At 28.8% G+C, this 20338-nt stretch carries 25 protein-coding genes and 1 tRNA gene; 22 read left to right on the top strand and 4 right to left on the bottom strand.

Annotated features, from left to right (window positions below):
* On the bottom strand, window positions 1-618 hold the full coding sequence (gene yyaC, locus ACQ3F0_RS06595; RefSeq protein ID WP_428864348.1) for a spore protease YyaC: 618 nt from the start codon (window positions 616-618) through the stop codon (window positions 1-3).
* Between the two features lie 70 nt (window positions 619-688).
* Complete coding sequence (locus ACQ3F0_RS06590) at window positions 689-1837, bottom strand: aminotransferase class V-fold PLP-dependent enzyme (protein WP_428864347.1); 1149 nt, start codon at window positions 1835-1837, stop codon at window positions 689-691.
* Window positions 1838-1988: 151 nt separating this feature from the next.
* On the opposite strand from ACQ3F0_RS06590, the gene yedF reads away from it, so the two are divergent.
* The 12 genes from yedF to ACQ3F0_RS06530 all read left to right on the top strand — a co-directional run bounded on the left by yedF (window position 1989) and on the right by ACQ3F0_RS06530 (window position 11501).
* A complete protein-coding gene (gene yedF / locus ACQ3F0_RS06585) occupies window positions 1989-2627 on the top strand; it encodes a sulfurtransferase-like selenium metabolism protein YedF (RefSeq protein WP_428864346.1) in 639 nt (212 codons plus the stop codon).
* A gap of 5 nt (window positions 2628-2632) precedes the next feature.
* Window positions 2633-2884 (top strand): putative Se/S carrier protein, encoded by a 252-nt coding sequence (locus ACQ3F0_RS06580; RefSeq protein WP_428864345.1) that lies wholly within the window; start codon window positions 2633-2635, stop codon window positions 2882-2884.
* A gap of 32 nt (window positions 2885-2916) precedes the next feature.
* The gene (locus tag ACQ3F0_RS06575; RefSeq protein ID WP_428864344.1) at window positions 2917-3096 is read left to right on the top strand and encodes a DUF951 domain-containing protein; all 180 of its coding nucleotides are present in this window, start codon (window positions 2917-2919) and stop codon (window positions 3094-3096) included.
* Between the two features lie 128 nt (window positions 3097-3224).
* A complete protein-coding gene (gene rpsF / locus ACQ3F0_RS06570; protein ID WP_428864343.1) occupies window positions 3225-3512 on the top strand; it encodes a 30S ribosomal protein S6 in 288 nt (95 codons plus the stop codon).
* Between the two features lie 11 nt (window positions 3513-3523).
* Entirely contained in the window at window positions 3524-3982 is a 459-nt protein-coding gene (locus ACQ3F0_RS06565; RefSeq protein WP_428864342.1) for a single-stranded DNA-binding protein, read from the top strand.
* Between the two features lie 24 nt (window positions 3983-4006).
* Window positions 4007-4243, top strand: coding sequence for a 30S ribosomal protein S18 (gene rpsR, locus ACQ3F0_RS06560; protein ID WP_428864341.1), 237 nt, complete (start codon window positions 4007-4009; stop codon window positions 4241-4243).
* Between the two features lie 120 nt (window positions 4244-4363).
* A complete protein-coding gene (locus tag ACQ3F0_RS06555; protein ID WP_428864340.1) occupies window positions 4364-4681 on the top strand; it encodes a MazG-like family protein in 318 nt (105 codons plus the stop codon).
* Between the two features lie 11 nt (window positions 4682-4692).
* Window positions 4693-5694 (top strand): YybS family protein, encoded by a 1002-nt coding sequence (locus ACQ3F0_RS06550; protein WP_428864339.1) that lies wholly within the window; start codon window positions 4693-4695, stop codon window positions 5692-5694.
* A 10-nt stretch (window positions 5695-5704) separates the two neighbouring features.
* Window positions 5705-7693, top strand: coding sequence for a DHH family phosphoesterase (locus ACQ3F0_RS06545; protein ID WP_428864338.1), 1989 nt, complete (start codon window positions 5705-5707; stop codon window positions 7691-7693).
* Entirely contained in the window at window positions 7693-8136 is a 444-nt protein-coding gene (rplI, locus tag ACQ3F0_RS06540; RefSeq protein ID WP_428864337.1) for a 50S ribosomal protein L9, read from the top strand. The genes ACQ3F0_RS06545 and rplI overlap by 1 nt, the downstream gene beginning before the upstream one ends.
* Window positions 8137-8246: 110 nt before the next feature.
* Entirely contained in the window at window positions 8247-10085 is a 1839-nt protein-coding gene (lonC, locus tag ACQ3F0_RS06535) for a Lon family ATP-dependent protease (protein ID WP_428864377.1), read from the top strand.
* Between the two features lie 81 nt (window positions 10086-10166).
* Window positions 10167-11501, top strand: coding sequence for a replicative DNA helicase (locus ACQ3F0_RS06530; protein ID WP_428864336.1), 1335 nt, complete (start codon window positions 10167-10169; stop codon window positions 11499-11501).
* Between the two features lie 20 nt (window positions 11502-11521).
* Here ACQ3F0_RS06530 and ACQ3F0_RS06525 read toward each other — a convergent pair whose 3' ends face one another.
* On the bottom strand, window positions 11522-11956 hold the full coding sequence (locus ACQ3F0_RS06525; RefSeq protein WP_428864335.1) for an Hsp20/alpha crystallin family protein: 435 nt from the start codon (window positions 11954-11956) through the stop codon (window positions 11522-11524).
* Window positions 11957-12250: 294 nt separating this feature from the next.
* Here ACQ3F0_RS06525 and ACQ3F0_RS06520 point away from each other — a divergent pair.
* The 7 genes from ACQ3F0_RS06520 (at window position 12251) to phoU (ending at window position 17369) form a co-directional block, all read left to right on the top strand.
* Window positions 12251-12326 (top strand) — tRNA-Thr (locus ACQ3F0_RS06520).
* A gap of 61 nt (window positions 12327-12387) precedes the next feature.
* The gene (locus tag ACQ3F0_RS06515; RefSeq protein ID WP_428864334.1) at window positions 12388-12774 is read left to right on the top strand and encodes a DUF6465 family protein; all 387 of its coding nucleotides are present in this window, start codon (window positions 12388-12390) and stop codon (window positions 12772-12774) included.
* A 251-nt stretch (window positions 12775-13025) separates the two neighbouring features.
* Window positions 13026-13892: a phosphate ABC transporter substrate-binding protein gene (locus ACQ3F0_RS06510; protein WP_428864333.1), complete on the top strand. Its 867-nt coding sequence runs from the start codon at window positions 13026-13028 to the stop codon at window positions 13890-13892.
* 211 nt (window positions 13893-14103) lie between these two features.
* Window positions 14104-15057 (top strand): phosphate ABC transporter permease subunit PstC, encoded by a 954-nt coding sequence (gene pstC / locus ACQ3F0_RS06505; RefSeq protein ID WP_428864332.1) that lies wholly within the window; start codon window positions 14104-14106, stop codon window positions 15055-15057.
* The gene (gene pstA / locus ACQ3F0_RS06500) at window positions 15057-15884 is read left to right on the top strand and encodes a phosphate ABC transporter permease PstA (protein ID WP_428864331.1); all 828 of its coding nucleotides are present in this window, start codon (window positions 15057-15059) and stop codon (window positions 15882-15884) included. Before pstC ends, pstA begins: the two co-directional genes overlap by 1 nt.
* Before the next feature lie 63 nt (window positions 15885-15947).
* Window positions 15948-16703, top strand: coding sequence for a phosphate ABC transporter ATP-binding protein PstB (gene pstB / locus ACQ3F0_RS06495; protein ID WP_428864330.1), 756 nt, complete (start codon window positions 15948-15950; stop codon window positions 16701-16703).
* A gap of 18 nt (window positions 16704-16721) precedes the next feature.
* Window positions 16722-17369, top strand: coding sequence for a phosphate signaling complex protein PhoU (phoU, locus tag ACQ3F0_RS06490; RefSeq protein ID WP_428864329.1), 648 nt, complete (start codon window positions 16722-16724; stop codon window positions 17367-17369).
* A gap of 83 nt (window positions 17370-17452) precedes the next feature.
* Here phoU and ACQ3F0_RS06485 read toward each other — a convergent pair whose 3' ends face one another.
* Window positions 17453-17851, bottom strand: coding sequence for a CoA-binding protein (locus ACQ3F0_RS06485; protein WP_428864328.1), 399 nt, complete (start codon window positions 17849-17851; stop codon window positions 17453-17455).
* 218 nt (window positions 17852-18069) lie between these two features.
* Between ACQ3F0_RS06485 and ACQ3F0_RS06480 the strand changes: the two genes are divergently transcribed.
* The 3 genes from ACQ3F0_RS06480 to ACQ3F0_RS06470 all read left to right on the top strand — a co-directional run bounded on the left by ACQ3F0_RS06480 (window position 18070) and on the right by ACQ3F0_RS06470 (window position 20328).
* Entirely contained in the window at window positions 18070-18822 is a 753-nt protein-coding gene (locus ACQ3F0_RS06480; RefSeq protein WP_428864327.1) for a glycerophosphodiester phosphodiesterase, read from the top strand.
* Between the two features lie 155 nt (window positions 18823-18977).
* On the top strand, window positions 18978-19883 hold the full coding sequence (locus ACQ3F0_RS06475; RefSeq protein ID WP_428864326.1) for a peptidoglycan DD-metalloendopeptidase family protein: 906 nt from the start codon (window positions 18978-18980) through the stop codon (window positions 19881-19883).
* A gap of 1 nt (window position 19884) precedes the next feature.
* On the top strand, window positions 19885-20328 hold the full coding sequence (locus ACQ3F0_RS06470; protein WP_428864325.1) for a bactofilin family protein: 444 nt from the start codon (window positions 19885-19887) through the stop codon (window positions 20326-20328).
* Window positions 20329-20338 lie beyond the last annotated feature (10 nt).

Genomic DNA, 20338 nt, shown 5'->3' with positions numbered 1-20338 from the left:
TTATACTGACCTCTTTTTATTATTATTACTAATTCTTTCGCATGAAGCTTTTAAAATATTCTGAGGTGCTTTTCTACTTCCCATAGTTTGAATTACCGAATGGTAAATTCCACTAGAAATTATCTCTGCTAACATCATTACAGTATAGAGTCTAGTATTTTGAAGTACCATGAAATCAAGAGTTCCAGACACATTCACAATTCCTTTTATACTTAAATCACCAACAGGGGGTAACTTTTTTTCCAATGCTGATCCAGGCATTAAGGGTGTATTTTTGATAATAATATTTCCAACATCGTCTATACTACCCAAAGAAGCATCGACTGCTATAATATATGGGTCTTTATATTTTTTTTTGATAATCGATAGAGTTTCACATAGATTTTTAGCATGAACAGGATCTTCTAGTGTTCCAAAAAGAGAAAAATTTGATCTTCTTAAGAATTTCAACTTTTCACCAACTATAGGTCCCAGACTATCTCCAGTTGATCTATCTGAACCAATACAAATTAATACAATTTGTTTAGTTAAATTTTTTTTAATATTAGCAGAAAGAGTATCTCTAATTTTATAAACTGCATTTTTTTCTTTATATGTTATTATACAAGATGATTTCATAAAAAACCTCCTATTAGCATTATTTACTAATAAGAGTATTTTTATTCTAGATATATTACAATATATATTTTTATTTATGCAATTTTTTCAAAACATTTAAAGTATACTTTATATCATCTTCATTTTGAAAGTAACCAATACCAAAACGAGTTGTACCAGTAGGGTATGATCCAATAGTTTTATGAGCTAAAGGAGCACAATGAAGTCCAGTACGAGTCATAATACCATAATCCTTATCTAAAACATAAGATAGTTCTGAATTACTAAATTTGTTTGATGTAATGGATATAACAGCAGTTTTCTTACTGGTATCTGACGAACCATATAAAATAATACCATCTGTATTTTGTAAACCATTTATAAATAAAGAAGTCAAATATTCTTCTTTTTCCTTAATGGTTAAAATACCTTCTTTATTAATAAATTTAATACCCTCATATAAACCATAAATGGCAGGTGTATTTAGCGTTCCACTTTCAAACTTATCAGGGAGAAAATCTGGTTGAACAATACTTTCAGATAAACTACCAGTACCACCTTCTATAAACGTAGTACATAATTCATTAAGATCATCACTTATTATAAATCCTCCTAAGCCTTGCGGTCCAAGTAATCCTTTATGTGACGTAAAAGCTAAAGCACTACAATTGATTTCCTTAAAATTAATTGGAATTATTCCTGCACTTTGGGCTGTATCTACAATAAACAAAATATTATTATCTTTACATATTTGACCGATAGATTTTAAATTTTGTATACTTCCCACTATGTTAGATGAGTGGTTAACAATAATTGCAATAGTATTTGATTTAATTGAGTGAATAATATCGTCAGTATTAATAAAACCATCTTGATTTGCTGAAATAATATCATATTCCACATTTTTAATAGAACTTAACGAAAAAATTGGTCTTAATACAGAATTATGCTCCATTGATGTAGTTATAATATGATCTCCATCTTTTAAAAAAGATTTTAAAAGTATATTTAAAGATGTAGTTATGCCACCAGTAAAAACAACATTATTAGGATTCTCATAATTAAAAAAATTTGCAATTTCCTGTCTACATTCAAAGACAATACGAGAGGATGCTAAAGATTTTTTATATGCACCTCTTCCGGGACTTGAACCAATATTATTCATATAGTTAGTCATAGAAGTTACAACTTCTTTAGGTTTAGGGTAGCTAGTTGCAGCATTATCAAAGTATAAATTCATTTTAAGCCTCCTAGAAAATTTAAAAATTTGGTTGGGAATCATTGAACTATAGTAGTAATATTAAAGTAATATTATAGTTATTATTATACATTAAATTAGTGTATAATAGTATTAGTCGAAATTAATTAAATTGTAGAATAGGAGTGTTTAAATGTCTAAGGTAATAGATTGTAAAAATATGAGTTGTCCATTGCCAGTAGTTAATACAAAAAAATATTTTGATAATATAGAATCAGGAGAAGCTATTGTTATAGTAGATAATGAAATAGCGAGAAACAATATAATAAAGTTTGCTGTAAAACAAAGACTTGCATGTGAAATGAATAAATCATCAGGAAGTTCTTATGAACTAAAATTGACAAAAGGTTATGAAGAAATAAGTGAAGTACTAAATAAAGAAGAAAAACAAGTAAAAGAGAACTTATCAGTAGAAGAAAATAAGTTACCTAATTCAGAAAAATTTGCTATTGTTATAGGTTCAGATAAAATGGGAGAGGGTAATGATGATTTAGGTAAAATACTTATGAAGAGTTATTTATTTGCTCTTTCTGAATCAGAAATAATTCCTTCACATTTGATATTTTTAAATAGTGGGGTATATTTAACAGAAAAAAATTCGAACACTATAAATAGTATAAATAAACTCATACAACGTGGAGTTGAAATAATTATTTGTGGAACATGTATAGAATTTTATAATATTAAAGATAACATAGAAGTTGGAGAAATTAGTAATATGTATTCGATTGTTGAAATAATGAATGAATCTGATAAGGTCTTAAAAATATAAAAGGTATGAATAATAAATATTTTTTAACTTTTAAGAATACTCATGAAGCAATAAAGGCAGAAAAAACAATTGAATGTAAGGGAATATATATAGAAATAATGCCAACTCCAACCGAAGTAACAAAAAGCTGTGGAATTTGTATTTGTATTAAAGAAGATGATATTAAAATTATTTTAGAAATGATTGATAGTAATTTAATTGGAATAGATAGTATTTATTATAAAAAAGATAAAGAATATAAAAAATTAAGTAATTAACTTTTTATATTGGTTTAAAGTGAGGTAGTAAAATGAAGGAATTTAATATTGGAGATATAGTTGAAACTAAAAAAACTCATCCTTGTGGATCAAATGAATGGGAAGTTATAAGACTTGGCGCTGATATAAAAATGAAATGTGTAGGTTGTGGAAGAATTGTCATGTTACCTAGAAGTAAATTTGAAAAAAGAGTAAAAAAAGTTGTAAAATAAAATATAGATGAAAAGTAAAAAAGTGTTGATTTTACTTACATTAAGTGATAAAATAGTTAAATGTGGTCCCTGCTGTAGAAAGATTTTTATCTTAAACAGCCGTTAGTCCATAGGGAGGAGGTGAAAACATGAATAATTACGAAACTCTTTTTATTCTTAATGGAGCTTTAGATGCTGAGACTATCAAGTCAAGCATTGAAAAGTTCAAAGGTGTTATAGAAAATAATGGTGGTGTAATTGAGAATGTTGACGAATGGGGTAAAAGAAAATTAGCTTACCCGATTAAGAAACAAAACACTGGTTACTATACATTAATTAATTTCAAATCAAACCCAGATTTACCTAGAGAATTGGAAAGAAATTACAGAATAAGTGATGCTGTTATTAGATTCATAGTTGTAAATCCTGAAAAATAGGTGGTGCAAACATGAATAAAGTTGTATTAATTGGAAGATTAACAAAAGATCCAGATTTGAGATTTACTGCTGGTAAAGGTACTGCAGTGGCATCATTCACTATTGCGGTAGACAGAAGATTTAAGACACCTGGTCAGCCAGAAGCAGATTTTATTCCTGTCGTTGTATGGGGAAAACAAGCTGAGGCGACTGCTAATTATATGAGCAAAGGTAAACTAATATCAGTTAGTGGACGAATTCAAACAAGAAGCTACGAAGCAAAAGATGGAACTAGAAGATATGTTACTGAAGTAGTAGCTGATGAAGTTCAGTTTTTAGAATGGGGCGGAAGTTCCAATCAAAGACAAACTCAACAGTATCAAGGTGGCGCTACGCAACCAAATGATAATAATAGTAATTTCGGTAATTTCAATTCAGATACTTATGATGAGGATATAACTCCTATGGATGATGGAGATATCCCGTTCTAAAGATTTAGGTAAGGAGGGTCGATCATGGCTTATAATAAGAAAAATAACAGAAAAAAAAGAAAAAAGGTTTGTTCTTTTTGTGCAGATAAATCTAAAGCTATAGATTATAAAGATGTTAACAAATTAAAAAAGTACATTACTGAAAGAGGTAAAATATTACCTAGAAGAATTTCTGGAAACTGTGCTAAACATCAAAGAGAATTAACTCTAGCTATCAAAAGAGCTAGAAACATGGCATTACTACCATATACAACAGATTAATAAACAGCAGTGTCTTTTTAGGCACTGCTGTTTTAAACTATAATCAAATATTTGTTGAAAGATATGTATAAAAAACTTAAAATATATATATGGGAATTTCTTTGAAAAGGAATGATTTATATGAAAAAAGAAGATTTTAGTATAATGTCAAATGTTAAAACTATAGAAAATTTAAAATCACAGCTATTGTATGTAATAGCAGACTTCTTTGGGCTTTTAACTAAAGGAAGTAATGTAGCACAGGAAACTATGCTTCATTGTATTTCTAGCGGAATAATTATATTTTACATGTTAGCAGACAAGTTAGGCTATTCATATATTACAGTAGATGAATCAATAAAAAAGAATCTTAAGGTTGGAATAAAAGAAAACGATAAATTAGAAAAAAATGATAAAAGTTTAAGTAGGCTACATTCACATATATCAGATAGAAATTAATGGAGGAAGTTATGGAGAATAAAAAACATAATACAAAATCTATGGTTGAAGCAGGTTTAATTTCAGCGCTTATTTTTGTGATATTCCTAATCAGTGCTTATACGTCAATGCTTTCATCTGTGGGAGCGTTCATTCTACCTATTCCAGTAACAATATTATATATAAGGTATGACTTTAAAACAGCAATTCTATCAGTAGTTGTAAGTTTTATACTTGTTTCTTTGATGTGGAATGTTGTTTCTGCTTTAATTGCTGCAGTAACATTCGGATTAATTGGTCTTAGTTTTGGGTATTGTATAAATAAAAACTTTTCTAAAAAGCTAACATTATTTATATTAACAATAGTTAATTTAATCGCATATATTTTTCAAATGGTTATAACACTTTCACTTATTTTAAAACAAAGTTTAGTGGAACAAATTCAGTTTATGAGTAATATGTTTAATGAATCAATGGATATGACTATAGGGATGTATCAATCATTGGGAATGACTGAAGAACAACTAAAGACATTCGATTTGTTAAAAGAATCCTTTTCAACTGACTTCATCTTAAAAATGTTGCCTGCATCAATTTTATTTGTCGCTATAGTATCAGCATTGCTAAATTATACAATTACAAGAAGAGTATTTTGCAAATTAAAATATAATAAGATTGAAAAATTTGGTGAGTTCCAATATTTTTATATTTCCAATATATTTACTGCAGGGCTTATTATCATATGGTTATCAGGTATTTTACTAACACATTATAAACTAGATATAGGAGAGTATTTACAACTATTTGCAGTATTTACGATGCAAATTCTATTTATGTTAAATGGGTTAGCGTTATTAATTTATTATATTAGAAATCGCCGTAATAAAAATATTTCAAAAATACTAATTGTAGTAATAGCATTTTTAGGATTTACGAATAATATTTTTGCAAAAATGTTCTTTTTTACAGGTCTTGCAGAGAGTATTATTGACTTGAGAAAATTAGATCCGTATTCAACAAGAAAGAGGAAATAGGAGAGTAGGTATGGACAATAAGTTCTACTTTGAAACAAATAAATTATATTTATTTTTTTTAGCGGTATTAATAACAATATTATTTATATTAAGTCACTATGTTATAGGAGTTGTATCAGTACTATTTTTTATTGTACTAATAGTATATAACTTTTATAAGTTTAAGAACAGAGAAAGAGCTTTTTTGAAATTTATTACTGATTTTTCATCAAAAATGGATATAGCAACTAAAAATACATTGATAAATATGCCTTTTCCATTAATAATATGCAATAATGAGGGTGGTATATTATGGTATAATGGAAAATTTAATAATAAAATCGAATCTGAGGAGTTATTAGGAAATAATATAAAAAAATATATAAAAGATTTTTCTACAAAAGAAATATTACACACAAAAGAAAAAGTTTACAGATATGTAAGTATAGATAATGAGTTCTATGAAGTAACAGTTAAACTCTTAGAAAATGAAGTGAAAGGTAATAAAGAAGATTTATTCCTTCTTTATTTAAATAATAAAACTGAAGAAATAAATTTATACAGACAAAAAGAAGATAGTAAGAGTATAGTATTATTGATAGAAGTAGATAATCTAGAAGATGTTTTAAAAGTCACTGATGAAGATAATATTCCTTTATTAACAGCAGAAATTGAAAGAACGATAAAGAATTATGCAAGTAAAATAAATGCAGTTAATCTTAAATACTCACCTAGAAAGTATTTGCTTATTTCAGAAGAAAAATATATAAAAAAAGAAATGGATTCAAAGTTTGAAATACTAGAAGAAATTAAAGGATTACAATATGGAAATACAATAAATGCTACTCTAAGTATTGGTGTAGGTAGGGGTGGAGAACATCCTGAAGAGAATTTCCAGTTTGCAAATTCAGCTATGGAATTAGCACTTAGCAGAGGTGGAGACCAAGTAGTTGTTAAGACTAATGATCATTTAGAATTTTTCGGTGGAAAATCCAAAGAAGTAGAAAAAAGAAGCAGAGTAAAAGTTCGAGTTATGTCAAACGCATTGAAATCAATAATAAATGAAAGCAGTAATGTGTACATCATGGGTCACACTAATCCAGATTTAGACTTCTTAGGATCTGCATTAGGATTAAGTAGAGCGGTTAAAATTTTAGGCAAAAAGTGTTATATTATAATAGATGAAATAAATAATAGTTTAAAATCTGCTGCTGATCTCCTTAGATTAGAAGAAGAATATAATAATTTAATAGTAACGACAGAAAAATGCTATAGAAGTAAAGACAAAGATAGTTTATTATTAATATTAGATGTAAATAATAAAAATCATGTTGGAAACTTAGAATTAGCATCTTCATTTGAAAGAAAAGTTATTATAGATCATCATAGAAAAGCTCCTAATTATATAGAAGACAGTATACTTTTCTATATAGAGCCGTATGCATCATCTACTTGCGAATTAATTACAGAAATGCTTCAATATATAGTAGATGATATAAAAGATTATATACGGCATGAGGAAGTGAATCTTTTATTAGCAGGTATTAACGTAGATACAAAAAACTTTTATTTTAAAACAGGAATACGAACTTTTCAAGCAGCAGCTTATTTAAAAGGTCTAGGAGCTAATTCATCAGAAGTAAAAAAAATTCTATCAAGAAATTTAGAATCTTATAAAAGTAAAGCAAAAATAATTAGTACTGCAGAAATTGAAAATAATATTGCTTTTTCTAAATGCTCAGATGAAATAAGCGATAATACTATAGCGGCACAAGCTGCTGATGACCTTTTAAGTATTACTGATATAAAAGCGTCTTTTGTTTTGATTAAAATCGAAGATGATATTCTAATTAGTGCAAGGTCCTATGGAGATATTAATGTACAAATTATACTAGAATCTCTTGGTGGAGGAGGACATTTGACAATTGCAGGTGCAAAATTGAGTAATATCTCTTTAGAAAAAGCAGAAGAAATATTAAAGAATGCTATAGAGAACTATTTAAAGGAAGGTGGAGACTAATGAAAGTTATTTTATTAAAAAATGTAAAAGGTAAAGGTAAAAAAGGAGATGTTGTTAACGTTTCTGATGGATATGCGAGAAATTTTTTATTTCCTAGGAAATTAGCAGAAGAGGCTTCAGATAATAATGTCCATATTTTAACTAAACAAAAGGAAACAGAAAGAAAGTTGAAATTAGAGGAAATAGAAAAGGCTCAAAAACTAGCAGATTCTTTGAGAGATAAGGAAGTTATAATCAAAACAAAAGCTGGAGAAAGTGGAAGATTGTTTGGAGCTATAACAAATAAAGATATTTCAAAAGAATTAAAAAATCAGCATAGTGTAGAAATAGATAAGAAAAAAATTGTATCAGATACTATAAAGCAGTTAGGAACATATGAAGTTGAAGTAAAAGTATATCCAGAAATAGCAACAAAAATAAAGGTTGTTATTAAGGAAAACTAAAAACTAGATTGGGGGAACGCTCTAGAATTATTAGAGCTAGTATATATTTGAAATCATCAAAAGAATTAATAGAAAAAGCATTTTTAGAGTTTATAGATAACTCGCTTACAATTGAAAATAAAATAGAAAAACTTGAAGAGATAATTAAAAGTATTATTGATCCGAAAATCATTAGTACAAGAATAGTGAAGTATAAACTATCAAAATATATGAATTCAGCTGATCCATGTAAGAAAGTATATGCATTAAATAAAATTGTATCAGATAGTAAAGGTTTGGTTATAGTTCCAGATAAACAAAATCTAGAAGCTGCTTATGAAGATACAAAAAAATGGATTGCTGATGTTGTTGCCAAAAGATACATTGAGTCTTCCATTGAAAAAGAAGTAGAGAAAACAGTGATGGATAAACAAGAAAAATATATTGATGAAGTTCGCTTAGGAATAATTAAGAAGAAAAAGGGAATAGAGAACAGAAAAACTCTAAAGAAATTATCTGAGCTAGAACTTTTAGATTCAAGAAAACTTTCTAAAAATATTCAAGCATTATTAAGACCACAGAATTTTGATGAAATAGTTGGTCAGGAGAGAGCTATTAAATCATTGATTTCTAAAATAGCATCTCCATATCCTCAACATATAATATTATATGGACCTCCAGGAGTAGGAAAAACTACTGCTGCTAGATTAGCTTTAGAAGAAGCAAAAAAATTGTCATACACTCCGTTTTTTGAAGAATCAAAATTTGTGGAGGTAAATGGAACAACACTAAGATGGGATCCAAGAGAAATCACAAATCCACTATTAGGTTCTGTACATGATCCTATTTATCAAGGAAGTAAAAGAGATTTAGCGGAAATTGGAGTTCCAGAACCAAAACCTGGTCTTGTAACTGAAGCGCACTGTGGGGTTCTATTTATTGACGAAATAGGGGAATTAGATAATATCCTTCAAAATAAATTATTAAAAGTATTAGAGGATAAAAGAGTAGAGTTTTCATCATCATACTATGATCCAGATGATGAAAGTACTCCAAAATATATTAAATATTTATTTGAAAATGGCGCTCCAGCAGATTTTGCTTTAATTGGTGCAACTACTAGAGAACCTAAAGATATTAATCCAGCACTAAGATCAAGATGTACAGAAGTATATTTTGAACCACTGTCTTCAACAGATATTAGAAATATTGTTGTTAAAGCAGCAAATAAACTTAATATAAATATAGAAGATGGGGTACCTGAATTAATTAGTAGATATACCATTGAGGGTAGAAAAGCAGTAAATATTTTAGCAGATGTGTATGGATATGTTATTTATAAAAATAATTCTTTACAAGATAGAGAAATATTAATAACCCTAAAGGATGTTGAAGAAACTGTAAGTATTAGTAGATTAATTCCTTATGAAAAAGAAATTAAAAAAGCAAACTCTGAAGTAGGCCATATATATGGGCTAGGAGTAAGCGGATACATTGGTTCTACAATAGAGATAGAAACCACAATATTTGAAGCTAAAGAAAAAGGCAAAGGAACTGTAAGATTTAATGATACAGCAGGTAGTATGGCTAAAGATTCAGTATTCAATGCAGCTTCAGTAATAAGAAAGATAACAGATAAGGATATAAGAGATTTTGACGTTCATGTAAATGTTATTGGTGGAGGCAAAATAGATGGTCCTTCTGCAGGTGCTGCTATTACAGTATGTATAATAAGTGCTTTAACAGATAAACCATTAAAACAAGACATTGCTATAACAGGTGAAATATCTCTAAGAGGTAAAATTAAACCTGTTGGAGGAGTTTTTGAAAAAATTTATGGCGCAAGAAGAAAGGGAATTAAAACTGTTATTATTCCAAAGGATAATGAAAGAGAAATTCCACAAGGCCTTAATGACATAAATGTTGAAACAATTGAAAACATTGAAGAACTCATAAAATTTGTATTCTAATGATAATAAAATAGTTAAAACACAAGAGTATTTTATTTAAATATACTTTTGTGTTTTAATCTTGAAGTAGGAGAGATATATATGGATGCACCAATGAAAAGTTTACCGCATAATATACAAGCTGAGCAAACTATACTTGGGTGTATGCTTAAAGATAAGACATCTATAGTAAATGCGGCAGAAACTTTAAATGAAGAAGATTTTTATAGAGGTTCACATAAAATTTTATTCAAAGCAATTATTGATTTATTTATGAAAGATATTCCAGTCGATATGATAACTTTGATTGAGCATTTAAAGTCTATTAATGTGTTAGATTCTGTCGGAGGTATCACGTATATTACTGAGATTTCAAATTCAGTAATAATAACGTCTAATTTAAATTCATATGTAAAGATAGTTAAAGATAAATCAATTTTAAGAAATCTAATAAAATCATCTACGGAAATAATAGAAGAGTGTTATACAAAACAAGATGATGTTCCTGATGTACTTGATACAGCAGAAAAAAGAATTTTTGATATAGCACAAAATAGAGCAACAAATGATTATGAAGCTATAAGTACAGTACTTGAAAGAAGTATTACAAATGTAGAAAATATTTTTAATCAATCAGGTGTAACTACTGGAGTAAGCTCAGGTTTCCCAGAATTAGATGAAATGACATCAGGATTTCAGCCTGGAGATATGGTACTAGTAGCAGCAAGACCTTCCATGGGTAAAACAACATTTTCAATAAACATAGCTCAGAATGCGGCACTAAGAGATGGAAAAAGTGTTGTAGTTTTTTCTCTGGAAATGTCAAAAGAGCAGTTAGCAAATAAAATACTAAGTGCTGAGGCTAATGTAGATATGTTAAAACTTAGAACAGGAGAATTATCAGAAGAAGACTGGGCAAACATAGGTAAAGTAGCTGGTCCAATAGCTTCGTCAAGAATATATATAGATGATACTGCAGGAGTTACAGTAATGGAAATGAGATCTAAGTGCAGAAGGATTAAAATTGAGCATGGCATAGATATGATACTAATAGATTATCTTCAGTTAATGTCTGGTAGTGCTAGATCTGAGAGTAGACAACAAGAGGTATCTGAAATCTCAAGGTCAATAAAAGCACTAGCTAAGGAGATGGAATGCCCTGTAATAGCACTTTCACAGTTATCACGTGCACCAGAGCAAAGAGCGGATCATAGACCTATGTTATCCGACCTTAGAGAATCTGGATCTATTGAACAGGATGCTGACTTAGTTATGTTTCTATATAGAGATGAGTATTATGATAAAGAGACTGAAGATAAGAATGTAGCTGAAGTAATTATAGCTAAGCAAAGAAATGGTCCAACAGGAACTGCAAAATTGGCATGGATTGGTCAATATAGTAAATTCGGTAGATTGGATGTTATACACCAAGAATAAAGAGCTGATATTTCAGCTCTTTATTCAATTTCAATTCTTTTTTTAGTATCTAAATCTTTTTTTTCTTTAGGTAGATTGATAGTTAATACGCCATCTTTAAATGAAGCTTTAATGTCATCTTTTTTTATATTACTGAAATAAAAACTTCTTTTAAATTCACCAAAATGTCTTTCTTTTCTAATAAAATCTGAGCCTTTGGTTTCAATATCATCTTCTCGTTTGGCAGATAAAGTTACGTAATTATTTTCAAAGTTAATCATTATTGAGTCCTTTTTAAAGCCAGGCAAATCAGCTGAAATAGCATATGAAGTATCAGTTTCTTTTACATCAACGTTGAAGTTATTACTGAGTTTAGATGTTACGAAAAAATCATCATTAAAGAAGTTATCAATTAAAGTATCAAATGAACCGAAAGAGTTTATAGAGTTTTTTCTATAAGGAATTAAGTTAAACATATAAAAACCTCCTACACATTTTGTATATTTATTTTGTAACTATATTGTAATACTAAGGTCAAAGAAAGTCAAAGTTAAAAAGTCAAAGAAAGTCAAAGACAAATAAAGAAAACCTTTATTTTTTGAACTTATTTAATTATAAAAATAAATTTTGATAATATTTAAGAAAATATAGATTATTATAGGGAGTTAATAAAACATATTAATCAATAAATTACATTAAATAGCATTGCAAGAAATACTTTGCTATAGTAAAATAGTATAAAGGTTGGTAACTTAAAGTATTTGTAATATGCTTCTGTAGCACAGTCGGTAGTGCAGCTGATTCGTAATCAGAAGGTCGCAGGTTCGATTCCTGTCAGAAGCACCATAATAATTGCAATAATAAATGTAATTATTAAAACGTAATTAATAGTATGAGGGGGACGTGCATGAGTACACAAAAAAGTAGAAAGAGAGTAAGAAAAGGAGTAAAGAATACTACAAAAAAAATAATTAACAATGATTTAGAAAAAGGTATAGAGAGTGTGATGAGTACAGCTCAGTCATTTAAGGAAAACACTCAAAAAACGGGAGAAATAATTCTAAAAAAAGCAGAAAGAATAATACAGAAAAAAGAAACGGAAAAGAAATTTTTTGTAGAATATGAAAATACAAAAGTTGACAGTGATAAAGTTACAGAAAAATTTTATGAGGTATGGAATAAAAACCATGAAGAAGCAGACATTCAATCTTTAAGTATTTATTATAAAGTAGAAGATAAGACTGCATATTGTGTAGTAAATGATAATATAAAAGTTAATATAAAATTATTATAGGTATAAATAATACTTGAAATAATTGAAGATTAAATTAAAAGTCAAAGGATAATCCTTTGGCTTTTTTATTTTATATTTACATATGATAGTTAAACAAATAATTGAACAAGGGGCAAGATATACTTAACATCGATTTAACATTATCATAACACAGCCTTAACATAGAAATGATAAATTATAAATGTACTTAGGAAATAAGATTAACAAGAAATAATCAAAAATAAATTTAATTTTAGGAGGATTTACAAGCTATGAAAAAAAGAATTTTAAGTGTAATTTTGGGAATTAGTTTAGCATTTACAGTTGTTGGATGTGGTGCAAAAAATAATGCAGGTAACAATACTACTACTGATGATACAAAAGAAGAATCAAAATTAGAAGGAACAGTTGCAGTAATAGGATCTACTACAGTTCAACCAGTTGCACAAGCAATTGCGGATGAGTTTGCTAATGTTGAAACTGGTATAAAAGTTGATGTCCAAGGTGTTGGTTCTTCAGCTGGTGTTAAAGCCGCTAACGAAGGCACTGCTGATATTGGGATGGCTTCAAGAGAATTGAAAACTAAAGAAGAAGAATGGGGATTAGATAAACATATTATTGCTTATGATGGAATAGCTGTTATATTCAATTCTACTAACGAAGTTACAGATTTAACTAAAGATCAAGTAACTAAAATATTCAAGGGTGAAATTACAAACTGGAAAGAAGTAGGCGGAGCTGATGCTGAAATATTAGTAGTAAGTAGAGAAGCTGGTTCAGGTACTAGAGGCGCTTTTGAAGAATTAACAGATCTAGATGGTGCGGATGGTTCATTAGTAACTGAAGAAGCTGAAATTAAAGATGGAAACGGTGCTGTAAGAGCTTTTGTTGCTGGAGATGAAAATTCTATAGGATATATTTCTTTAGGATATATTGATGATACAGTTAAACCTGCAGTAATAGATGGTGTTGAAGCAACAGTTGAAAATATAAAGGCTGGAGATTACTCAATATTTAGACCATTGTTAATGATTACTAAAGGTGAATTATCTGCTGAAACAAAAGTATACTTAGATTTTGTTCTAGGTGCAGAAGGTCAAGCAATAGTTGCTAAAAAATACATCCCAGTAACTGAATAATTTTAGAGAGAAATAATAGATACTAAAATATTAATAAAATAGACACAATATATACAAAAGTATAAAAAGTAGAAAACTATTTAAGGGATATATACTAATTTTGGGTTTAGTATATATCCTACTTACCATGTTTATAAAGAGTAAGAGGAGATAAATTTCCATTAGTACAAGTTTGATTATGATTTAAATTAATAATATAGGAGGAAGGTATATGTTTAAAGGGGATACCTTAATATTTTCAAAAAAGAAGCATGCTTTAAACAATGATTCGAGTAATTCCCATAACGTTATTTCTTCAAATAAGAGCAAAGACTTTATAGAAAATTTATGGAAATATATATTTTTAGGCTGCGCAAGTATTGCAATTTTAAGTATTATAACAATCACAATATTTATATTTGCAAAGGGAAGTCCTGCAATTTTTGAAATTGGAGTCTTTGATTTTTTATTTTCAGCTAAATGGAAGCCTTCAGCAGAAAAGTATGGAATTTTTGCTATGATAATAGGTTCTATCTATGCTACTATAGGAGCTATAACAATAGGGGTTCCAATAGGTATTTTTACAGCAGTCTTTTTAGCTGAAATTGCACCTGACTGGTTGACTAAAATAATGAGGCCATCGGTTGAATTATTAGCTGGAATACCATCAGTTGTATATGGATTTTTTGGTCTTATAGTTATAGTTCCGATAATTGATAGTATGCCCGGTAGTGGTAGTTCAGGGTCCAGTTTATTAGCAGCTTGCATAATTTTAGGTATAATGATTCTTCCAACGATAATTAGTATTACTGAAACATCTTTAAGGTCAGTTCCTAAAGAGTATAAAGAAGGAGCTTTAGCAATTGGAGCTTCACATATGCAGACAATTTTTACAGTAATGATACCAGCAGCAAAGTCAGGAATTTTAACTGGTGTAATATTAGGTATTGGTAGAGCAATTGGTGAAACTATGGCAGTTATTTTAGTATGTGGTAATACAGTTAAAATACCACTAAGCATATTTGATAGATTTAGACCAATGACAGCAAATATAGCTTTAGAAATGTCTTATGCGTTTGGTTTACATCAAGAAGCTTTACTTGCTACAGGAGTTATATTGTTTATTTTTATTATGATTCTTAATCTTATACTTAACTCTTTAACACATAAGGTAGGTGATAGGTAGTGAATTCATTTCAAAAAATAAAAGATAATACGCTTTTAGGATTAATATATATAGCAACATTCTTAACACTAGGAATATTAGTTTGGATAATAGGTTATGTTATGATTAATGGATTAAGTCAGGTTAATTGGGAATTTTTATCCACTAACCCTGTAGGGGAAGAGGGTGGAGTATTACCGATGATTGCAAGTACGTTTTACATTGTAATATTATCATTGCTTATCGCTACTCCTATTGGTATAGGTGCAGCAATATATCTTGTTGAATATGCAAAACCTGGAAAGTTAGTTAGAGCTATAAGATTTTGCACAGAAAGTTTAGCCGGTATACCTTCAATAATATTTGGTTTATTTGGTATGATATTCTTCGTAACAATATTAAAACTCGGTTTTTCGCTTTTGGCGGGAGCATTTACTGTTAGTATGATGGTTCTTCCTACGATTATAAGAACAACAGAAGAATCTTTAAAGTCAGTTCCTAACGCCTTTAGAGAAGGTAGCTATGGATTAGGTGCTTCAAAACTAAGAACTATAGTCAAAATAATTTTACCTTCCTCAATTCCAGGAATATTAGCAGCAGTAATTCTTAGTGTTGGACGTGTTGTTGGTGAAACAGCGGCACTATACTTTACAGCTGGGATGGTTCCGAGAATGCCAACATCGATAATGGATTCAGGAAGAACACTATCCATTCATATGTACTTATTGGCTAAAGAGGGAGTATCATTTCAAAAATCATTTGCAACAGCAACAGTTTTAATCATATTTGTTGCAGTCATAAATTTTGCTGCAAATAGAATTGCTAATGCATTAAATAAATTTAAATAATTGAAAACTACTACTGATACGTAGATAAATATAAATATTAATTTGAAATATGGAGGAAGTTTAATGAGTGATTCTAAGTTAAGGGTACAAGATTTAGATTTGTATTATGGTGATTTTCAAGCACTTAAGAAAATTAATATAGATATTCCTGAAAACAAAGTTACTGCATTAATTGGACCATCAGGATGTGGAAAATCAACGTTCTTAAAAACTTTAAACAGGATGAATGATTTAGTTGAAGGAGTAAAAATAGAAGGTGATGTAAGATTAGATGGTGATGATATTTATGGAGGAATAGATGTAATAAGGTTAAGAAAAAGAGTGGGAATGGTTTTCCAAAAACCAAATCCATTTCCAATGAGTATTTACGATAACATTGCATATGGACCAAGAACTCATGGAATAAAGAAAAAGTCACAACTAGATGAAATAGTAGAAAAAAGTCTTAGATCAGCTGCTATATGGGAAGAAGTGAAGGATAGACTAAAGAAAAATGCACTAGGGTTATCAGGTGGTCAGCAACAAAGAATTTGTATTGCGAGAGCTTTAGCAACAGAGCCTGAAGTACTTCTCATGGATGAACCAACGTCTGCATTAGACCCTATTTCTACTTTGAAGATAGAGGATTTAGCGGCGGAATTAAAGAAAAAATATACAATAGTAATGGTAACACATAATATGCAACAAGCTGGAAGAATATCTGATAGGACAGCATTCTTTTTACATGGAGAAATTGTTGAATATGATGATACAAATGTAATTTTTAGTAATCCAAAAGATAAAAGAACAGAAGACTATATAACAGGTAGATTCGGTTAATAGGGAAGGAGAGATTAAATGAATATCAGAATTGGTTTTGAAAGGGAATTAGAAAATATTCATAATTCACTATTAGATATGGGTAAGATTATTGAAGAATCCATTGATGAAACAATAGAAGCTTTAGTAAATCAAGATATTAAGTTAGCAAATAAAGTGATTGTAAAAGATGATATTATAGATAATATGGAATTAGATTTGGAAGCACAATGTATAAAAATAATAGCATTACAACAGCCTATAGCAAGTGATCTGAGAATGATAACATCTATTCTTAAAATGATTACTGATTTAGAGAGAATTGCAGACCATTGTGCAGATATTTCAGAGTATACAATTAAACTTACGGGCGAAAAATACAAAAAACCATTAATAGATATTCCTCGAATGGCAAAACAAGTAAAGAAAATGGTAAGTGAAACTATTAAATGTTACATTGAATTAGATGTAAAAAAAGCAAAAGAAGTAAAATTAGAAGATGATATAGTTGATACTTATTTTGAAGATTTAGTAGAAGAAATAAATGGTTTAATGAAATCTGATAAAGAGTTCGTGTATCAAGGAACATGTTTATTGTTCATTATTAAATATTTAGAAAGAATGGCAGACCATGCAACAAATATCTGTGGTTGGATTATTTATAATGCTACAGGTATTCATAAATAGCTTCTTATATTATTATATTTTGATAAATCCCCCTTATCATATCCTATGATGTCCCAAAAGGGGGATTTACTTTATCATAAAATTTAAATAAGGGTTTTATGGTCAACACCAAAAAGTTGTTTTGCTTGAACTAAAGCACAACCTTCAATTGCAGTTAAATTATTCTCTTTACAATAGTTTAAAATTTCTTCGCTTTCAGCTCCTGGTTGGATTAAAAATTTATCTATACCCATTTCTTTTGCTTTTTTAACAAAATCGATACCGAACTTAGCATTTATACATAAATCAACACAATCTGGTTTAAAAGGGACTTCCTCTAATGATTTATATGCCTTTCCAGTTTTATCAGTTGGATAAACATCTGCAACGTTAAAGTTACTAGCGTTTAGTACTTTTGATACTTTATAAGCGAATTTATCGGGTTTTGTAGTACTACCGATAACAACCCAATTTTTGTAATTAAATAATTCTTTAATATCCATTCTAATACCTCCATATCATTAAGATGAACTATTTCTAAGTTTCATTCTTATAATGCACAATTTAGAATACTCAATTGTGTTTGAATATATATTTTACCCATATTATATTATAAAAACCTAATATTTAAAAGAAAATAATATATTTTAAATATGAGCATATAGTTTATTAGTAATATTTGTTATAATAAAAACACATGCATTTTTTAGGAGATGATTTAATGGTTAAAATTTATGCTCACAGAGGTGCCAGTGGGGAATATCCAGAAAATACAATGATAGCTTTCAAAAAGGCTATAGAACTTGGTGCAGATGGTATAGAAACTGATGTACAAATGACAAAAGATGGTGAACTTGTCCTAATACATGATGAAACTGTAAATAGAACTACAAATGGAAAAGGTCTAATAAAAGACTATCGTTATTGTGAATTAGAAAAATTGGATGCAGGGTCTTGGTTAGACGAAAGATATAGAGATGCTAAAATCCCAAGGCTAGAAGATCTTTTTGAATTAGTTAAAGACAGTAATGTTGTTATAAATATTGAACTTAAAAATAACATTATTATTTATAAAAATTTAGAACAAAAAGTAATACATATGATAGAAAAGTATAATATGACCAATAGAGTTATAATTTCTAGCTTTAATCATTATGCAATAAAAAAATGCATTGAAATAAATAAAAATATTGAAACTGGGTTATTATATACTACAGGACTATATAAACCAGAATTTTATGCGGAATATGTTGGTTCTAAAAATTTACACCCTTATTATTATGCTGTTTATAATGAACAGATTTTAAAAGGGATAAAGGCAAAGGGAATAAAAGTAAATATTTTTACAGTTAACAATGAGAGTGATATGGAGTTTTTTGTAAAAAACAACGTTGATGGAATAATTACTAACTTTCCTAAAAAGCTAAAAAGAATAATAAAATCTTTTAAAACAGAAATGGATAAAATATTATAAACGTTGATTAGTTTTAAAAATCCTTTTTCGTTGAGTGAATTTTCTAAATATGATATAATGAAGTGTATATTGTTATTTTTTATCTAATTACTAAAGATTTGATATTCTATGTGTATAATACTACAAAATGATTGATTAGTAGGTGAGGATTACAAATGATTAATAAGAAGAAAATTGGCAAGTACTCAGTGATACTTATTCCTGGAAAATATGGAACAGCAAAGAATTGGAGCATTCCAGCATGGGTATTACCTGCGGTGATAGCATTTAATGTAGCTTTTTTTTCATTTGTACTCGCTATGTATTTACAATTAAAAAATGCTAATAATGACCTGTTACATATGGAATCATTAAAAAATAGTGTTCAAATTTTAAATGAGAAAAAAAGTAATCAAGATGAGCAATTAAATCAGTATGAGCAATATACAGAAGAAATAAAAGAAAAATTACAACAGATTGAAGAATTAGAAAATAAAATACAAGATACAATGAAGCAGACTAAAGATTTAAAATCAGTGGAAATTGCTCAATTATCATATTCAGAAATGAGTGAAGAAATTGCACAATTGAATTATACTCAATTATCACAAGCACTAGATGAAAAAATACAAACATTAGATGATATTCAGAAAGATGTTAACCTTGTAAAAAGGTATAATAATAAAATTCCTACGTTATTACCGTGTACAGGAAGATACACAAGTAAATTTGGAAAAAGATCAAATCCTTTTAGTAGAGGTGGAACTGAATTTCATTCAGGTGTAGATATTGCCAATGCTTATGGAACAAAGGTAGCGGCGACAGCAGATGGAGTTGTTATTATTGCGGAATATAGTGGAGGATATGGAAATCTAGTGGCTGTTGATCATCAGAATGGATATGTTAGTTATTATGGGCACAATTCAAAAATATTAGTTGATAATGGAGATTATGTTAAAAGAGGCGAAGTATTAGCTTTGATGGGTAGTACTGGGAGAAGTACAGGGAATCATGTACATTTTGAAATAAGAAAAAATAATACACCGGTTGATCCTTTTAAGGTGTTATGGGGAGGTTTATAGTATGTTTTCATCAGCTAAAAAAAATAAGTCAGTTTCGAGTTCAGTAGGTACAATCGATACTATAATTGGGGTATCATCTTCTATGGAAGGTAACATTAATTCTAATGGTATTATAAGAATTGATGGTAAATTTAAAGGAGATGTAGTAACAAAGACAGATTTAATTGTAGGTGAACAAGGTTACATAGAAGGCAATATAATAGTAAATAATGCTAGTGTTTCTGGTAAAATAGAAGGTAATATAAAATGTCACGAGTTATTAGAAATACTTCCAACAGGTAGAGTGCTTGGTGATATTGAGGTAGCTAGTATGGCTATAAATGAAGGTGCTGTATTTAAAGGAAACTGTAAAATGGTATCAGAAGCTGCTGAAGATATAAAGCTTATAGAGTCAGCTAATGAAGAAAAGCAAGTTGAAAGTAACGCTTTTGAAATAAAAGAATAATCTTGGATAT

It is taken from the genome of Clostridium sediminicola, from assembly GCF_050402865.1.
GTDB classification, from domain to species: Bacteria; Bacillota; Clostridia; order Clostridiales; family Clostridiaceae; genus Clostridium_AF; species Clostridium_AF sediminicola.
This window is presented reverse-complemented; position numbering and strand designations above follow the sequence as displayed.

Coding starts and splice junctions, on each gene's coding strand:
- yyaC (WP_428864348.1), bottom strand. CDS start 618: ATGAAATCATCTTGTATAATAACATATAAAGAAAAAAATGCAGTTTAT.
- ACQ3F0_RS06510 (WP_428864333.1), top strand. CDS start 13,026: ATGAAAAAAAGAATTTTAAGTGTAATTTTGGGAATTAGTTTAGCATTT.
- ACQ3F0_RS06590 (WP_428864347.1), bottom strand. CDS start 1,837: ATGAATTTATACTTTGATAATGCTGCAACTAGCTACCCTAAACCTAAA.
- rpsR (WP_428864341.1), top strand. CDS start 4,007: ATGGCTTATAATAAGAAAAATAACAGAAAAAAAAGAAAAAAGGTTTGT.
- ACQ3F0_RS06475 (WP_428864326.1), top strand. CDS start 18,978: ATGATTAATAAGAAGAAAATTGGCAAGTACTCAGTGATACTTATTCCT.
- ACQ3F0_RS06485 (WP_428864328.1), bottom strand. CDS start 17,851: ATGGATATTAAAGAATTATTTAATTACAAAAATTGGGTTGTTATCGGT.
- ACQ3F0_RS06470 (WP_428864325.1), top strand. CDS start 19,885: ATGTTTTCATCAGCTAAAAAAAATAAGTCAGTTTCGAGTTCAGTAGGT.
- ACQ3F0_RS06580 (WP_428864345.1), top strand. CDS start 2,633: ATGAATAATAAATATTTTTTAACTTTTAAGAATACTCATGAAGCAATA.
- ACQ3F0_RS06575 (WP_428864344.1), top strand. CDS start 2,917: ATGAAGGAATTTAATATTGGAGATATAGTTGAAACTAAAAAAACTCAT.
- ACQ3F0_RS06480 (WP_428864327.1), top strand. CDS start 18,070: ATGGTTAAAATTTATGCTCACAGAGGTGCCAGTGGGGAATATCCAGAA.
- phoU (WP_428864329.1), top strand. CDS start 16,722: ATGAATATCAGAATTGGTTTTGAAAGGGAATTAGAAAATATTCATAAT.
- ACQ3F0_RS06530 (WP_428864336.1), top strand. CDS start 10,167: ATGGATGCACCAATGAAAAGTTTACCGCATAATATACAAGCTGAGCAA.
- ACQ3F0_RS06550 (WP_428864339.1), top strand. CDS start 4,693: ATGGAGAATAAAAAACATAATACAAAATCTATGGTTGAAGCAGGTTTA.
- ACQ3F0_RS06565 (WP_428864342.1), top strand. CDS start 3,524: ATGAATAAAGTTGTATTAATTGGAAGATTAACAAAAGATCCAGATTTG.
- ACQ3F0_RS06545 (WP_428864338.1), top strand. CDS start 5,705: ATGGACAATAAGTTCTACTTTGAAACAAATAAATTATATTTATTTTTT.
- ACQ3F0_RS06555 (WP_428864340.1), top strand. CDS start 4,364: ATGAAAAAAGAAGATTTTAGTATAATGTCAAATGTTAAAACTATAGAA.
- ACQ3F0_RS06515 (WP_428864334.1), top strand. CDS start 12,388: ATGAGTACACAAAAAAGTAGAAAGAGAGTAAGAAAAGGAGTAAAGAAT.
- pstB (WP_428864330.1), top strand. CDS start 15,948: ATGAGTGATTCTAAGTTAAGGGTACAAGATTTAGATTTGTATTATGGT.
- rpsF (WP_428864343.1), top strand. CDS start 3,225: ATGAATAATTACGAAACTCTTTTTATTCTTAATGGAGCTTTAGATGCT.
- yedF (WP_428864346.1), top strand. CDS start 1,989: ATGTCTAAGGTAATAGATTGTAAAAATATGAGTTGTCCATTGCCAGTA.
- pstC (WP_428864332.1), top strand. CDS start 14,104: ATGTTTAAAGGGGATACCTTAATATTTTCAAAAAAGAAGCATGCTTTA.
- rplI (WP_428864337.1), top strand. CDS start 7,693: ATGAAAGTTATTTTATTAAAAAATGTAAAAGGTAAAGGTAAAAAAGGA.
- ACQ3F0_RS06525 (WP_428864335.1), bottom strand. CDS start 11,956: ATGTTTAACTTAATTCCTTATAGAAAAAACTCTATAAACTCTTTCGGT.